Source organism: Lishizhenia tianjinensis, from assembly GCF_900116425.1.
Classification (GTDB): domain Bacteria; phylum Bacteroidota; class Bacteroidia; order Flavobacteriales_D; family Crocinitomicaceae; genus Lishizhenia; species Lishizhenia tianjinensis.
Genome location: NZ_FPAS01000001.1, coordinates 1,272,696 through 1,291,021 on the forward strand (window position 1 = coordinate 1,272,696; position 18,326 = coordinate 1,291,021).

Annotated in this window: 7 protein-coding genes; 5 read left to right on the forward strand and 2 right to left on the reverse strand. The window is 40.8% G+C overall.

From position 1 onward, the window contains the following. Nucleotides 1–5 precede the first annotated feature (5 nt). Both BM327_RS05900 and BM327_RS05905 read left to right on the forward strand, forming a co-directional pair. Nucleotides 6–1,418, forward strand: a complete 1,413-nt coding sequence (locus BM327_RS05900; protein WP_244526195.1) for a TolC family protein — start codon at nt 6–8, stop codon at nt 1,416–1,418. 307 nt (nt 1,419–1,725) lie between these two features. Next, entirely contained in the window at nt 1,726–3,003 is a 1,278-nt protein-coding gene (locus BM327_RS05905; RefSeq protein WP_090247393.1) for a replication-associated recombination protein A, read from the forward strand. On the opposite strand, the gene BM327_RS05910 is transcribed toward BM327_RS05905, so the two are convergent. Beyond that, a complete protein-coding gene (locus BM327_RS05910) occupies nt 3,000–3,239 on the reverse strand; it encodes a hypothetical protein (RefSeq protein ID WP_090247394.1) in 240 nt (79 codons plus the stop codon). The two genes, BM327_RS05905 and BM327_RS05910, sit on opposite strands and share 4 nt — an antisense overlap. 8 nt (nt 3,240–3,247) lie before the next feature. After that, complete coding sequence (locus tag BM327_RS05915) at nt 3,248–4,300, reverse strand: hypothetical protein (RefSeq protein WP_090247395.1); 1,053 nt, start codon at nt 4,298–4,300, stop codon at nt 3,248–3,250. A gap of 126 nt (nt 4,301–4,426) precedes the next feature. On the opposite strand from BM327_RS05915, the gene BM327_RS05920 reads away from it, so the two are divergent. From BM327_RS05920 to BM327_RS05930, 3 genes are read left to right on the forward strand one after another with little or no spacing between them, the layout of a single operon-like run. Continuing rightward, entirely contained in the window at nt 4,427–16,342 is an 11,916-nt protein-coding gene (locus tag BM327_RS05920; protein WP_090247396.1) for a PKD domain-containing protein, read from the forward strand. Nucleotides 16,343–16,368: 26 nt separating this feature from the next. Further along, nucleotides 16,369–17,463, forward strand: a complete 1,095-nt coding sequence (locus tag BM327_RS05925; RefSeq protein ID WP_090247397.1) for a Nif3-like dinuclear metal center hexameric protein — start codon at nt 16,369–16,371, stop codon at nt 17,461–17,463. Nucleotides 17,464–17,469: 6 nt separating this feature from the next. Continuing rightward, nucleotides 17,470–18,210 carry a zinc ribbon domain-containing protein gene (locus BM327_RS05930; protein WP_090247398.1) on the forward strand — a complete coding sequence of 247 codons (741 nt, stop codon included), beginning with the start codon at nt 17,470–17,472 and terminating at the stop codon, nt 18,208–18,210. Nucleotides 18,211–18,326: the final 116 nt, after the last annotated feature.

Genomic DNA, 18,326 nt, shown 5'->3' on the forward strand with positions numbered 1-18,326 from the left:
TTAAAATGCTAGTGGGAATAAGTCTTGTAGCGCTCCCTTTGGGAGCCTGCAAGACCCCAACCCTAGTAGAAAAAGAACTGAGAGAAGATTTACCGCAAGAATTCGCTATGTCCAAAGACACCTTGAATTCTGGCACCATGAATTGGAAAGAATACTTTACAGATCCTTACTTGAACGCATTAATAGACACAGCACTTCAAAACAACCAGGAGTTGAACATCATCTTGCAAGAAATACAGATGGCCAACAACGAAGTGAGTGCTAAAAAAGGAGAATACCTTCCTTCTGTTTCTTTAGGTGTAGGAGCCGCTGGTGAAAAAGTGGGACGTTACACCGTGCAAGGTGCATCTGAGGCTACAACTGATATAAAACCCGGAAGAGAAACACCTGAGGTAGTACCTGATTTTATGGTAGGTGGTTTCATGAATTGGGAAGTAGATATTTGGCACAAGTTGCGCAATGCTAAAAAAGCGCAAGTGATGCGTTACCTTTCTTCTATTGAAGGAAAGAATTTCATGGTAACGCACTTGATTGCTGAAATCGCAGATGCTTATTACGAGTTAATGGCCTTAGATAATCAATTGACCTTGATTCAACAAAACATTGCTATTCAGTCGGATGCCCTAGAAGTGGTTCGCCTACAAAAAAAGGCAGCCCGCGTTACAGAATTGGCTGTGCGTAGGTTTGAAGCTCAGGTAATGAAAACCAAAAGTTTGCAATATGATGTACAGCAGCAAATCATAGAAAAGGAGAACGAAATCAATTATTTGTTGGGACGTTACCCACAGCCTATTGCTAGAAATTCTGTCAACTTTAACACGCTTGTACCAGATACCATACATGCAGGTATCCCTTCTCAATTGATGGCTAACAGACCAGACATTCGACAAGCAGAGTTGGAACTTGAGGCCGCGAACTTAGATGTAAAAGTAGCACGGGCCAATTTTTATCCTTCGCTCACCTTGAGGGCAGGATTAGGTTTACAATCCTTCAACCCTGCTTACTTGATTTCTACGCCAGAGTCTATGCTTTTTAATTTGATAGGAGATGCCAGTGCGCCCTTGATTAACAGAAAGGCAATTGCGGCTACCTACAAAAATGCAAATGCTAAACAAATCCAAGCGATTTACAAGTACGAGCAAACGGTTTTGAAGGCCTATTTACAGGTAGTGAATCAACTTTCTAGTTTACACAATTTAGAAATGAGTTATGCCTTGCAAGCCAACCGTGTAGATGCTTTAACACAGTCTATTCAAATCTCCAATGATTTGTTTAAATCCGCCAGAGCCGATTACATGGAAGTATTGTTAACGCAAAGAGATGCGTTGGAATCTAAATTCGAATTGATAGAAACTAAGAAAAATCAATTGCATGCCTTTGTACAAATTTACAAAGCCCTCGGTGGAGGTTGGAATTAGGAACAGTTAAACAATCATAGCAGCTAAAGTCGTCTTGTCTCCGGATGGGGCGGCTTTTTTTATTTAAAGATTTAATATACGCTGCGCGAATGATTTAAAAATTTAAGGAGGAAGATTTGAGGGATTTGATTTTCGCTGCGCGAATGATTTGAAAGATTTAAGAAGGTGAGGTGGTTTGCATTCGTTGGGTTCATGAATGAAATCCCCCTAAAAAACTATACATTATTTCGTCTCATTTTTCACAGATCGCAGCTTTCATCTCTCTGGCTTTATCCCTACTTTTGGAAACTCGAAAAGAAGGTTATTCATGATAAAACCCAGCACTCCCTTAGCAGAAAGAATGCGTCCAACCAACTTGGACGAATACATTGGTCAAACACACATTATAGCCAAAGATGCAAGCTTGCGTCGTGCGTTAGATTCTGGCGTTTTACCTTCGTTAATTTTGTGGGGACCACCGGGAGTGGGGAAAACAACTTTGGCCCATTTAATTGCCAATAAACTCAAACGACCTTTCTATACTTTGTCGGCCATTTCTTCTGGCGTTAAAGACGTAAGAGAAGTGATACACAAAGTAGAAAATGCGGGAATGTTTCAACAAGATGGCGCCATACTTTTCATCGATGAAATTCACCGTTTTTCCAAGGCGCAACAAGATTCACTTTTAGGTGCAGTAGAAAAAGGAACGGTAACATTAATTGGAGCAACAACAGAAAATCCATCCTTTGAGGTGATCTCTGCCTTACTTTCAAGATGTCAAGTCTACGTTTTAGAATCTTTAAGCAAAGAACAACTGATGAGTTTGTTGCATTCTGCCATGGAAAAAGATGCATGGTTAAAGAGCAAGAACATTACGATCGAAGAAGAAGGAGCATTGCTTCGAATTTCTGGAGGAGACGCTCGTAAACTCTTGAATGTTTTTGAATTGGTGGTAGGTGCAATGAACAGCAATGACATCGTTTTAAACAACGAAAACGTACAAGCCATCGCGCAACAAAGTTTGGCCAATTACGACAAAGACGGCGAACAACATTACGATATCATTTCAGCTTTTATCAAATCCATTCGTGGTTCAGACCCAAACGCAGCCGTGTACTGGTTGGCAAGAATGATAGAAGGTGGCGAAGAAGCAAAATACATTGCCCGAAGATTGGTGATTTTAGCTTCGGAAGATATAGGCTTGGCAAATCCTACCGCATTGATTATGGCCAACAATACTTTCCAAGCCGTAAATACCGTGGGATGGCCGGAATCTAGAATTATTTTGGCACAATGTGTTATTTATATGGCCACTTCTCCCAAAGGAAATGCGGCCTACATGGCCATTAATCAAGCTCAAGAAGCAGTAAAAAGAACCGGAAATTTACCTGTACCTCTTCCTTTGAGAAATGCCCCTACCCGCTTGATGAAAGATTTGGGTTATGGAGATGGCTATAAATACTCACACGATTATCCTGGTAATTTTGTGCAACAAGAATTCATGCCAGAGCAAATGAGCAATACGAATTTCTTCACGCCAGGTAGCAGTAAGCGCGAACAAGACATTGCTGAGTTGATAGAAAAAATGTGGGGAAAAAAGTATTAAAACTTTCTTTGAATTACAGGGACACTATCCATGTGTTTAAGTAAGATGCGTATGCTATCTCGAGTAGTTAATAAGTCGTAACGCGCAATGTCCAAATCACCTTCTCTTGCATTGAATTTAATTTGCATTTCTTCACGTTCTTGAACTACGCGTTTGTTTTCATTCACCAAATAAACATTCCAAACCAATAAAGTTAGAATGATCAATACGCCTAAAAACAAAACTCCCCTTTTCATACTTTTTCCTATTTGAAAACTTTTCGCAAAGATGGGTTTTTATCGTTTGCCTTCCAAATTATGCCATCTGCGAAATAATGCCAAATTTGCGGCAAGGCAAGTAAGGCAAAAAACAAGGCTCTCAAAGCAGGTGACTGATCTGTTTCTAGTTTCCATGCTTCACCAAAGAGTTCAGGTTTTTCAGCAAAAAGCAGGGTGTCCCAAAAATACTCCTCCACAAAAGCGAATAAAAGCACCGTAAAAAATATGATGCTTAACCATTTTAAAAAATTGTACTTCTGGGTTCGCTCAGCAACTTTTGATTTATAAAAAGCCATCAAAACAAAATAAGGAACACCATGGGCCACTACATTGGTAGTGGTAAAAATAAAATCTGAATTTAAAAAGACGATGGCTCCATACCAATTGAGTATGGTGAATATCACCCATAGTAATAATCCAACCCGAAGCGAATGGGCTTTAAGGTTGAGGTAAATCCAATAGAAAAAATAAAGAAAGTAGATAGATGAAAAAATCATCACCAACACTTGATAAAGCTCCTTACTTACCTTTAAATTGATAAAATCTCCTTCTACAAACCAAGCTAAACGTGTTTCAGGATTGAGATGCCAAAGTAAAACGGGTAAAACTGTTGCACCATAAATCACCAATTTATCTTGCCATTTTTTAATTCCGTTTTTAAACGTTTTTGTCCTATATCTATACAAGGCTAAAAAACCATATTGTTGCTTGATAAAATGAAAAACCGCAACATAAGCTAACACACTCCAAAACAAAGATATAGAAATATAAACAAGCAAAAACACCACCGTAATTATTAGTAGAGGACTCCACAACAAAAAGCGCTTGTGCCGCGCAAACTCTTGCTTATCAAAATAGGTCCTAAATAAAGTTGACCAAACATGAGAAACATCTATGCCCAATACAAAAATCACCCAAACGGCTAAATTTAATTCCCCATCAATAATTTTTTCAGGAAGTATGAAAAAACTACCCCAAAGTAGAGTTAACGGGAGATAGAGGAATATTAAATCGATGTTTCTGCTAAATAAATATTGCATTAAAAAAAGAATTAAAACCTTTTATTTTTTTCTGCGTAACAAAAGTTACTTAGATTTGACAGTACATTACTTTTGACAAATTTAACTAGTCTACAACTACAGCTATTCCTTAAATATGCGTTATATATGAGGAATAATTACAAATTTATTATTGTTTTTATTTTATTAGGTTTTCTTGGTTTAGGTGCTAGAGCACAATCTACTTGTGATAGTGTAGTACCTAGTTTCAGCGTGGACTTGACATCTTCACCAACAGCTACATGGACCAGCCCCTCTGTTGTCAGAGCGGGAACATGTTGTGGAACATCTAATAATTGTATTGAATTTATTTTGTACCTGCACCCAAATGCAGTGTCAATTAACTTCACCATTCCGGTGGGAGCGGTGGCGAGTGGTTCTATGTTTTATCAATTAAACTGTAGTCCCGAAGTCCCCGTCGGTGAACCCATTTGTATTGATGGTCCAGGGCCTCACATAATTACATTTTGTAAGCCCGGGGATAATCAAAACACTTATGCGATTGAATCGATATCGGCTCCAATTATTGGACCTGATATAACGGTCGCTTCGGGTTGTATCGATTACTTGCATGCTCAGTATTACGACGAGTCAACTGTAACCTGGACCTCTTTGGCTCCGGGTGCCTCTGGTGATTACGATACCTTACTGAGTTGTAATGCAGGTTGTGATACTACGTATTTAACTTCTTCAAATGTGAATAATCCAAATGTCATAGATTATTACGTTTGTGGATATGATGCCGCGGGATGTATTGATTCCGCCATCTGTGATACCATCACGGCCACACTTTTGGATTTACACGATGTAAGTATTTCGGCTGCAGACACCATTTTGTGTTCCTATGAGCCAAGCACAACTTTAACCGTAAACAGTTCTGGAGGAACTGGTAACTTCACCTATCTATGGTCCACCGGAGATACCACTACAAGTATAACCGTTGGGCCTGGAATTTATTACGTAGATGTTTTGGACACCTCAGGCTGTTCAACAAATTCGGACACCCTGGAGATTATTCAACTTCCCGAAGTTGTCGTCACAGCCGGACCGGATGTAGACATATGTAATCAATTTCAAGCCAATATACCCTTAACCAGTTCCGTTCTAAACGCAACTGGTGTTTCTTGGTCTGGAGGTAACGGTAGTTTCCCTTTAGGTAATACCATTTTGAACGCTGCGTATTTACCAACACCTGGAGAATTACTTCTCAACGAAATAGAGCTATACGTAGCCTCTACAGGAAATCAAGGTTGTAATGCAGATGTGGATACTTTAACTATTAACCTCTTCCCTTTTCAGGACGCTGTTAGTATAAGTACAACAGATGTTAATTGTTACAACGGTACGGATGGAACTTCTACAACCAGTGTTACAGGAACTCAGTCACCTTGGAATTTTAATTTAAACAATAGTCTTTCCAACTCAACAGGATTATTCACCAACCTTGGGGCTGGAAACTATTTGATATCTGTTGTTGACAATCTAGGATGTACCTTGGATACGAGTTTTATTATAGAACAACCTGATACTTTAATCATGCTGGTGAGTAACCAAACCAATGTAAATTGTTTCGGTAACACTACAGGTACCGCCACCGCTACTGTAACTGGAGGAACAGCTCCTTACACGTATTCATGGAACACATCTCCTGTACAAACTTCCTCAACAGCTTTAGGTTTAGCCGCAGGAACGTATACATGTACAGTAACAGATGCTAACAATTGTACAGAAACCATAGATGTAACCATCACCCAACCTGCAGCTCCTTTGGCTGTTTCTATAGCTTCCATTTCAAATGTAAATTGTTTTGGAGATGCTACAGGTTCTGCTACGGTGAATGCACAAGGAGGTACTGCACCGTACAGTTATTCTTGGAATACTACTCCGGCACAAACAACTGCCACAGCTTCTGGTTTAACCGCAGGATCTTATACTTGTATAGTTACGGATGCAAACGGATGTATAGCTGTAATTTCTACAACTATAACTCAACCTTCGGCACCCTTAAATGCAAGTATTTCCAATACGGTACCTGTAGATTGTTTTGGAGCACTAACTGGATCTGCTACCGCTACTGCTCAAGGAGGAACACCTAACTACAGTTACACATGGAATACCTCTCCAACGCAAAATACGGCTACAGCAACGGGTCTACCAGCAGGAACTTACACTTGTACAATTACCGATGAAAACGGTTGTACAGATACAACAATGGTTACCATTACCCAACCCGCTGCTGCGTTAACAGCATCTATTGCCAGTTCAACTAATGTAAATTGTTTTGGAGATGCCACAGGCTCTGCCACCGCAAGTGCTCAAAATGGAACTCCAGGTTACTCCTACTCTTGGAGTACAAGCCCTGTACAGACTACAGCTACAGCGAGTGGATTAACAGCAGGGACTTATACATGTACTGTAACAGATGCCAACGGATGTACCGCAATGGTTAATGCTGTAATTTCTCAACCTACTGCACCTTTGGCATTAAACTTAAGTTCATTGGTAGATGTTAATTGTTTTGGTGAGGCAACAGGATCTGCAACAGTGGTTGCGTCCAACGGAACACCAGGTTACACTTATTCATGGAATACTATCCCCGTTCAGACCACGGCAATGGCTACCAATTTAACTGCGGGAACTTATACTTGTACCGTAACCGATAACAATGGTTGTACAGAAACAATAGACGCAACTATTTTACAACCTTCAGCGGCATTAGCCGTGAATATTAATGCACAAACCAATGTAAATTGTTTCGGGGATGCGTCAGGTTCAGCTACAGCTGTTGCTTCATTTGGAACACCAGGATATAGTTATTCTTGGAACACCTCCCCTATTCAAACATCGGCTACAGCTTCAGGATTGGTTGCAGGAACCTACACGTGTACAGTAACCGACGCCTTTGGATGTACAGAAAGTGCCTCAGTTACCATCACACAACCTGCTGCGCCTTTAGATGCAAGTGTTGCATCTTATATACCTGTTGGTTGTTTTGGTGATGCTACAGGTTCAGCTACAACTACAGTTCAAGGAGGTACACCAGGTTATTCATATTCATGGAATACGTCTCCGGTTCAAAATTCAATTACGGCAACAAGTTTAGCTGCGGGATCATACGTATGTACCGTAACAGACAACTTAGGTTGTATTGATACAGCTAAGGTTACCATCACACAACCGATGGCAGCCTTGTCTTTAAATCTAAGTTCAACAACAAACGTTAACTGTTTTGGTGATGCAACTGGATCAGCTACTGTAGTTGCTCAGAATGGTACTCCCGGATATAGTTACGCATGGAATACAACACCTGTTCAAACATCGGCTACTGCCACTGGTTTAGTTGCGGGTACCTATACATGTACCGTGACGGATGCCAATGGATGTACAGAAGATATTAATGTAAACATTACTCAACCTGCTGCGCCATTGAGTTTAACGGTAAACAGTACGACCAACGTTAGTTGTTATGGAAATGCTACGGGATCAGCTACTATTGCGGTAACAGGTGGAACACCAGGTTATGCCTATGCATGGAACACAGTACCCGTACAAAATTCGGCAACGGCAAATGGTCTAGCTGCCGGAACTTATACTTGCACAGTTACAGATGTAAGGGGTTGTTCGGCAACGATTTCAGTTACTATCACCCAGCCTACAGCAGCATTGGCTGCTAGTATTACATCTACCACTCCTGTAGATTGTTTTGGAGCGGCAACAGGTTCTGCAACGGCTTCTGCTCAATACGGCACACCCGGCTATGCATATACATGGAATACATCTCCAGTTCAAAATACGGCTACAGCTGATAATCTATTGGCTGGAAATTATATTTGTACAGTTACAGACATTTTAGGTTGTATAGATACGGTTCACGTTACTATTACACAACCTGCAGCTCCACTTGCTCTTTCAATAGCAAGTTCAACCGATATCGCTTGTTACGGTGACGCCAATGGAAGTATAACGGTTGCTGCAGCAAATGGTACACCAGGTTACACCTATTCATGGAACACAACCCCTGTTCAAACCTCCGCAACAGCTGTCAACCTAACAGCGGGAACATATTCTTGTACCGTAACAGATGCCAACGGATGTGTAAGTAGTATTAACGCTACCCTTTCACAACCAACCGCTCCTTTACAAGTAAACTTAAACACTGTAAACGATGTGAATTGTTATGGTGATGCTACAGGTTCAATTGCTGTGATTGCAAGTAATGGTACACCAGGGTACAACTACTCATGGAATACCTCTCCTGTTCAAACTTCCGCTACAGCAACAGGTTTAACGGCGGGTACATATACGTGTACAGTGACAGATGCCAACGGATGTACAACCAGTATTTCAGCAACTGTTACTCAGCCTTCAGGTGCATTAACTGCAAACATCTCTTCAATTTCTAATGTAAATTGTTTTGGTGATGCAACAGGTTCTGCAACTGTAACGGCTTCTTTCGGAACACCAGGTTACACTTATTCTTGGAACACTACTCCGGTTCAAACCAATGCCACAGCAACTGGTTTAGCTGCGGGTTCATACACCTGTACAGTAACAGATGCCTTGGGTTGTACTACAACAACATCAGTTACCATTACTCAACCACTTGCTCCTATTAGTTTATCCCTTGTTTCTACAACAGCAGTTGGATGTTACGGTGATGCTACTGGATCTGCAACCATAGCAAGTACTGGAGGAACTCCAACCTATAGCTATGCTTGGAACACGACTCCAGTTCAGACATCAGCTACAGCTACTGGTTTAGCTGCAGGAACTTATACCTGTACAGTAACAGATAACTTAGGTTGTACAGCAACAATTACCGTTACTATTACCCAACCCGCGGCTCCTTTAGGAGTTTCAATAGCATCTATTTCTGATGTTAATTGTTTTGGTGATGCAACAGGGTCTGCAACCGTAAATGCTTTTGACGGAACGCCAGGATACACGTATTCTTGGAACACCACTCCAGTACAAACTTCAGCTACGGCTACTGGTTTGGCTGCTGGGACTTACACATGTACAGTAACAGATGCAAATGGTTGTACGGCCTCAGTGAGCGCAACAGTTACGCAACCAGCTGCTCCTATTGCTTTAAGTATTAGTGCCAACACACCCGTTTCTTGTTATGGATTTGCCAATGGATCGGCAACCGTTGCGAGTTCAGGTGGTACACCAGGGTACACTTATGCGTGGAACACAACTCCAGTTCAAACATCAGCTACGGCTTCTGGTTTAGCTGCGGGAACTTATACGTGTACGGTAACTGACATCTTAGGTTGTTCAGAAACGATCTCTGTTACCATTACTCAACCCGCTGCAGCTTTATCATTAACAGTAAACCCACAAATTAACGTGGCATGTTATGGTGATGCGACAGGTGCGGCAAATGTTGTGGCTTCAAATGGTACACCAGGATATACCTATGCTTGGAACACTACCCCTATTCAAACTACGGCAAATGCAACTGGTTTGACAGCGGGAACATATACATGTACAGTAACGGATGCCAACGGATGTGTGGAAACAATTTCAGTTACCATCACTCAACCTGCAGCTCCTTTAACCCTATCAGTATTTGCAACGTCAAATGTTGACTGTTATGGAGACGCAACAGGTGCGGCAACCATTCAAGCTTCGAATGGTACACCAGGTTACACTTATTCATGGAATACTACCCCTGTACAAACTTCAGCTACAGCTTCTGGTTTAGCTGCAGGAACTTATACCTGTACAGTAACAGATGCCAATGGTTGTGTGGAAGATATCAACGTAAACATCACTCAGCCTGCTGCTCCTATTAGTTTGAGTATAGGTGCTATTTCTAATGTAGATTGTTACGGAGATGCAACGGGTTCTGCTTCAGTAATTGCCAATGATGGTACTCCTGGGTATACTTACTCTTGGAATACTACACCTGTCCAAACTTCAGCTACAGCTACAAACTTAGCGGCTGGGACTTACACGTGTACGGTAACAGATGCACTTGGTTGTGTTGAAACGATAACAGCTACAGTCACTCAACCAGCTGGTGCTTTAACGGCAAGCGTTGCTTCCATCTCTAATGTAAATTGTTTTGGTGATGCAACAGGTTCTGCAACTGTAACGGCTTCTTTCGGAACACCAGGTTACACTTATTCTTGGAACACTACCCCTGTTCAAACCAATGCCACAGCAACTGGTTTAGCTGCAGGTACATATACATGTACAGTAACGGATGCTTTAGGATGTACAACAACGACTACTGCGAATGTTACTCAACCCTCTGCTCCATTATCACTTTCTATAGCTTCAACAACAAATGTTGGATGTTATGGTGATGCAACGGGTGCTGCTACCATTTCAGCTTCAGGAGGTACTCCAGCTTACACTTATTCCTGGAACACAACTCCAGTTCAAACTGGGGCTACGGCGACAGGTTTAGCAGCTGGAAATTATATTTGTACAGTAACAGATAACTTAGGTTGTACAGCAACAATTACCGTTACTATTGCGCAACCCGCGGCTCCTTTAGGAGTTTCAATAGCATCTATTTCTGATGTTAATTGTTTTGGTGATGCAACAGGGTCTGCAACCGTAAGTGCTTTTGACGGAACGCCAGGATACACATATTCTTGGAACACCACTCCAGTACAAACTTCAGCTACGGCTACAGGATTGGCTGCTGGGACTTACACATGTACAGTAACGGATGCAAATGGTTGTACGGCCTCAGTGAGCGCAACAGTTACACAACCAGCTGCTCCGATTGCTTTAAGCATTAGTGCCAACACACCCGTTTCTTGTTATGGATTTGCCAATGGATCGGCAACCGTTGCGAGTACAGGTGGTACACCAGGGTACACTTATGCGTGGAACACTACTCCAGTTCAAACAACAGCTACGGCTTCTGGTTTAGCTGCGGGAACTTATACGTGTACGGTAACTGACATCTTAGGATGTTCTGAAACGATCTCAGTTACGATTACTCAACCCGCTGCAGCTTTATCTTTAACAGTTAACCCACAAATTAACGTGGCATGTTATGGTGATGCGACAGGTGCGGCAAATGTTGTAGCTTCAAATGGTACACCAGGATATACCTATGCTTGGAACACTACCCCTATTCAAACTACGGCAAATGCAACTGGTTTGGCAGCGGGAACATATACTTGTACAGTAACGGATGCCAACGGATGTGTGGAAACAATTTCAGTTACCATCACTCAACCTGCAGCCCCTTTAACCCTGTCAGTATTTGCAACATCAAATGTTGACTGTTATGGAGACGCAACAGGTGCGGCAACTATTCAAGCTTCGAATGGTACACCAGGTTACACTTATTCATGGAACACTACCCCTGTACAAACTTCAGCCACAGCTTCTGGTTTAGCTGCAGGAACTTATACCTGTACAGTAACTGATGCCAATGGTTGTGTGGAAGATATCAACGTAAACATCACTCAGCCTGCTGCACCATTAGCAGTGAGTATTAGTTCTGTAACACCCGTTAATTGTTATGGAGACGCTACTGGCTCAGCTTCGGTTCAGGCATCAAATGGAACTCCGGGTTACACTTACTCATGGAATACTTCTCCAGCTCAATATACAGCTACAGCAACAGGTTTGCCTGCTGGAATTTATACTTGTACAGTAACCGATGCATTAGGTTGTTCGGAAGCCATAATGGTAAGTATTACTCAACCAACTGCCCCTTTAAATATCACTTTAGCTTCCAAAACGAATGTTGATTGTTATGGAAACATGACAGGTGCAGCTAGTGTAAACGTAACAGGTGGAACTGCTGGTTACAGTTATTCATGGAACACAACTCCCGTTCAAACTACGGCAACAGCTACAGGTTTGGCTGCAGGGTCATATACATGTACGGTTACAGACGCTGTAGGATGTACAGCAACTTTCAGTGTTACCATCAATGAACCTTCTGCTCCCCTAGCCTTGAACATTATCGCAAGCTCAGATATCTTGTGTTATGGTGATGCATCAGGTGCAGCTACAGTTCAAGCTTCCTTTGGAACGCCAGGTTATACCTATTCATGGAATACCACTCCAATACAAACTACATCTACAGCTTCTGGATTAACTGCAGGAACTTATACGTGTACAGTTACGGATGCGAACGGATGTACAGAATTTATCAATGTAAATCTGTCTCAACCTGCAGCTCCATTAGCTGTAAGTATTAGTGGAATTACACATATTGATTGTTACGGTGATGCTACCGGTTCAGCTTCTGTAACGGCCTTTGACGGTACACCTGGATACACTTATTCATGGAATACTTCACCAGTTCAAACTACAGCAACCGCTACAGGTTTAACTGCCGGAACCTACACTTGTACAGTAATTGATGCCAATGGTTGTTCTGAAACCGTAGACGTAACTATCACTCAACCTGCAGCACCTTTGAATGTAATCATAGCTGGGAAAACAAATGTTTTATGTTATGGTGATGCAACGGGTACTGCTACCCTATTGGTACAAGGTGGAACTCCAAACTATACTTATGCATGGAATACCTCTCCTGTTCAAACTACGGCTACAGCTACAGGATTGACTGCGGGAACATACACATGTACTATCACAGATGCCAATGGATGTACGACTACGCGCACGGTGATTATTCAACAACCAAATGCACCGATGAACTTCCAAATAGACACCACAGTAGCTGTATTGTGTTACGATGGTAATAATGGTTCTATAAGCGTTACAGGTAATGGTGGGGTTCCACCCTACAGTTACCATTGGTCGCACAATCCTAACTTAAATACAGGATATGCTACCAACCTCACAGCAGGTAATTATGAATGTATCGTTGAGGATAATAATGGATGTACAGTTACACTACAAACCATTGTTCAACAACCAAACGCTCCACTTACTGCAAGCATTGACACGGTAAGTGATGTAAATTGTTACGGAGGTTTTGATGGATGGGCAACTGTACAAGCAACGGGTGGAACGGCAGGTTATACCTATGTTTGGAATACCATTCCTCAACAATATGGAAATACAGCCGTTAATTTAGCGGAAGGTATTTACACGTGTACCGTAACAGACGCCAATGGATGTTCAACTGGAATTGAAGTTACAGTTAACCAACCCAACTCGGCATTAAACGTATCAATTTCTAATATCGTTAATGTTTACTGTTTTAACGATACAACTGGTAGTGCCACTGTTTCGGTAGAAGGAGGAACTCCTAACTATACCTATGCATGGAATACTTCTCCTGTTCAAACTACTGCAACAGCAGTAAACCTGGCCATAGGAACTTATACATGTGTGGTTACGGATGCCAATGGATGTACAGATTCTATCATGGTTACCATTTCACAACCCATAAATGCCTTAAACGCAAACATCTTGGTAAAAACGGATGTAAGTTGTTACGGAGGTAATAATGGATCTGCAACAGTAATGGGAACGGGTGGTACGCCTGGCTATACTTATGAATGGAATACAACACCTGTTCAATATTCAAATACAGCTACAGGTTTAACTGCGGGTACTTACAGCTGCACAGTTACCGATGCCAGTGGTTGTACCTTCCTGAAGGAGGTTACTATTACAGAACCATCACAAGCTTTAAACGTGGCAACTTTGAACATAGTAGATGTTAGTTGTTTCAATGGATCTGATGGTAGTATCATGTTAAATGCAACAGGTGGAACACCAGGATACAGTTATTTCTGGAACACGAACCCTGTACAAAATAGTAACATCGCAGTTAACTTAAGTGCAGGAACCTATACTTGTACAGTTACAGATAATAACGGTTGTCAAACACTTGTTACGGAAACTATAGTTGAGCCTTCCGCTCCCCTTTCACTTTCAATTAACGATTTTAACGATGTGAATTGTTTTGGAGACCAAACAGGTTCTGCTATCGCTATTGCAGCTGGAGGTACACCAAATTACAGTTACAGTTGGACCACAGCTCCCGTACAAAATTCTGATTCAGCTACGAATTTAGGAGCAGGTACCTACACTTGTAATGTATATGATGCACAAGGATGTTTCGCATCAGCTTCAGTTACTATTTCACAGCCAACTCAAGCCATCGCATTGAGTATAGATACAATTGTGAATGTAGCATGTTATGGAGATAATACGGGAAGTGCGAGTATCAACGCTATAGGTGGAACGCCAGGTTACACGTATGCATGGAACACAGCTCCAGTGCAAACTACAGCTACAGCTTCAGGGTTAGCTGCAGGAACTTATACTTGCACGGTTACAGATAGTTTAGGTTGTTCTGAAACCATTAGCGTAACCATCGAACAACCGCAACAAGCACTCGGAATTAATTTAATTACGCAACAAGACGTTAACTGTTTTGGTGATGCAAGTGGATCTCTTCAAGTAAACGCTTTTGGAGGTACACCGAACTATACATGTATTTGGGATAATGACAGTACACAAATGGCTCCATCCTACACGAATCTTCCTGTAGGTACGTATCAAGTATTGGTTACAGATGCGAATGGATGTATCGATTCTACGAGTTATACAATTACACAACCCGCAGCACCTTTAGCGCTAAACTTGGTGCAAGTTGATCCTATATTGTGTAATGGAGATGCGAACGGATCTATTACTGTAGATGCCGTTGGAGGAACTCCAATTTACGCTTACACATGGTTAAACAGTTCGAGTTTAGTTGGTGCTAACATCAGTGGATTAGATGCACAGAACTACATAGGAATTGTAACTGACGTAAACGGATGTACAGATACCTTAGAAGTTCCTTTAGATGATCCTGAATTGTTAGAAGCTACCATAACTGCCGATACAGCTCTTTGTTTTGGAGCTGCGATCGATGTGGTTGTTGCACCTGTTGGTGGTACAGGAAATTACAACTATTCATGGACACCTAACTTATCAACTGGTAGTCTCTTGAATGATGTTCCTCAAGCCGACCAAGTATACACATGTACAGTAACAGATGCAAACAACTGTAATGTAACGGTTGCCACAACGGTAATTGTTCATTATACAGACCCAGATGACATTACGGCAATTTCCGATCAATTAACGATTTGTGAATTTGACAGTGTGATGTTGAGCTACAGTTTTGCCTCAAGTACAATAGGTTTAGACATTGAGTGGGAGCACTGCCCTACTTGTGATCCAGATCAACCTGTATTTGCACAAATTGTAAGCGATACTATGTTTGTGATCTCAGCAACTAACCAATGTAGTCAAACAGTATACGATACCGTTTATGTAAACTACCATGAATTACCAGTGGTTGATATTGCTTTAAACAGTGATACTATCTGTGAGTTTAACACAGTTTCATTTATTAACTATGGAGACAATAACCCATCTTGGGATTACGCATGGGATTTCGGAGACGGAAACACTTCTACAGATCCTTCTCCTGAAAACTTCTATGATTACAATGGTTCTTACAATGTGAGTTTACTTGTAACCAATGAATTCGGATGTACAAGTTTAGACACAGCCTCTGCAACGATAGTGGTAAATCCACAAGCCATAGCAAGCTTTATTATAGATCCGGGATCTGTAACAACGATGGATGATCCCGTATTTAACTTTACGAATACAGCTATACATGCTAATGAATTCATTTGGATATTTGGTGATGGAGACTACTCTTTCCAAGAACATCCAACGCACATGTACGAATACTATGGTGAGTACAACGTGCTACAGATTGCTAACAATGAGTTCAATTGTCCAGACACACTTGCCAAACCAATAACCATAAAACCATCACATGGTGTGTATGTTCCAAATGCATTTACTCCAGATGGGGATAAGTACAACAATACCTTCTTCCCAGAAACTTACGGATTGGCAAAAGATGGTTACCACATGCAAATCTTTAACCGATGGGGTGAAGTGATTTTTGAATCTTTCGAAGAACAAATTGGTTGGGATGGTAAATACCAAGAAACTCCTGTAAAAGAAGGTGTTTACACTTGGGTGATTTACTACAAAACACTCGATAATCAGGTACATAAAATTGTTGGCCATGTATCTGTATTGAGATAAATGAATTATTTGACTATTTTTTCTGCATGAAAATTAAGGAAGTCAGTAATTTTTTAGAAGAAATAGCTCCACTAGGGTCGCAAGAGTCGTATGACAATTGCGGCCTTTTAGTTGGAGACCCTAACACGGAAGTAACCGGAGCTTTATTAACTTTAGATTGTATAGAAGCCACTGTTGATGAAGCCATCGCGTTAGGATACAACCTTATCATTGCCCACCACCCTATCATCTTTGGTGGATTAAAAAAACTCAACGGCAAGAATTATATAGAACGCACAGTTCTCAAAGCCATTAAAAATGACATTGCCATTTATGCCATTCACACCAATTTGGATAATTATAATTTAGGTGTGAACTATGAAATTGGTCAACGTCTCGGTTTAGAAAATCTTAAAGTCTTATCCCCTAAAAAGGATGTACTCAACAAACTTGTAGTTTTCGTTCCTAAGAATTATACAGAGGAAGTAAAAAAAGCTTTATACGAAGCAGGTGCTGGTCACATAGGAAACTATGCAGAATGTTCTTTCCAAACAGAAGGAACGGGTACTTTCACCCCTCTCGAAGATGCTGATCCATTTATGGGAACTACCAACGAAAATGAGAAAGTTGAAGAAAGCAAGGTTGAGGTAATAGTAGACAACTACAAACTAGGAAAAGTAATTGCTGCCATGTTGCAAGCTCACCCCTATGAAGAAGTTGCTTACGATGTTTATGCCTTGAAAAACCAACACCAAGAATTAGGTTCTGGAATGGTAGGTGAATTACCTATTGAGATGGATACCAAAGAGTTTTTACAAAGGGTAAAAAACAACTTTAATTGTGGTGTAATTAGACATACCAACATCCATAAAGAACATGTCAAAAAAATTGCTTTTTGTGGTGGTTCAGGAAGCTTTCTATTGGGCCAAGCCAGAGCAGTTGGAGCCGACATTTACATCACGGGAGATTTCAAGTATCACGAATTTTTTGATGCTGAAAACCAAATTATTATTGCCGACATCGGACATTTTGAAAGTGAACAATATACTCCTCACCTTTTAGAGCGTATTTTGAAGAAAAAATTTATTAACTTTGCAGTTCGTTTAACAGGAGTAAATACAAATCCTATAAATTATTTTTAGCGCGATATGGCTACAAAAACTAAGGAAGTTTCGACTATAGCAGAAAAACTGGATGCTCTTATCAATCTACAGAGCATTGATTCAGAAATAGATAGAATACGTACAATACGTGGAGAATTGCCTTTAGAGGTTCAAGATCTTGAAGATGAATTGGAAGGTTTAGAGACAAGAATTAACAAGATGAAGGATGAGCTGAAAGATCTGGAAACAGAGATTACAGACCGTAAAAATGCTCAGAAAGATTCTCAAACAGCTATTGCTGCTTACAAAACGAAGCAAGATAACGTTAGAAATAATAGAGAGTTCGAATCTTTAAGTAAAGAAATTGAATTCCAGGAATTGGAAATCAAATTAAACGACAAAAAGATCAAGGAAGCGAAAGCGCGCATCGAAAACAAAAAAGAAGTTTTAGCTGAAGCTACTGAGCGTTTCGATGGAAGAAAGAAAGACTTAGACGCTAAGAAAAGTGAACTTGAAGCTATCATCGCAGAAACTCAAAAAGATGAGGAGAAGTTGATGAAGAATTCTGAGAAAGCTCAAAAATCTATTGACGATAGATTGGTGAAAGCTTACAACAGATTAAGACAAAACGCGAAAAACGGTTTAGCCGTAGTTCCTGTAGATAGAGATTCTTGTGGAGGATGTTTCAACAGAATACCACCACAAAGACAAATGGATATTCAAACGAAACGTAAGATTATCGTTTGTGAGCACTGTGGAAGAATCTTAGTACCAGGAGAAGAATAAAAATAATTTGTATGAAAGAAGGTTGTCAGTTTTGGCAACCTTCTTTTTTATCCCTACTTCACCACCTCGAAAAAATCAAACAAAAAAAAGACTGTCACCAAATGGAAACAGTCTTT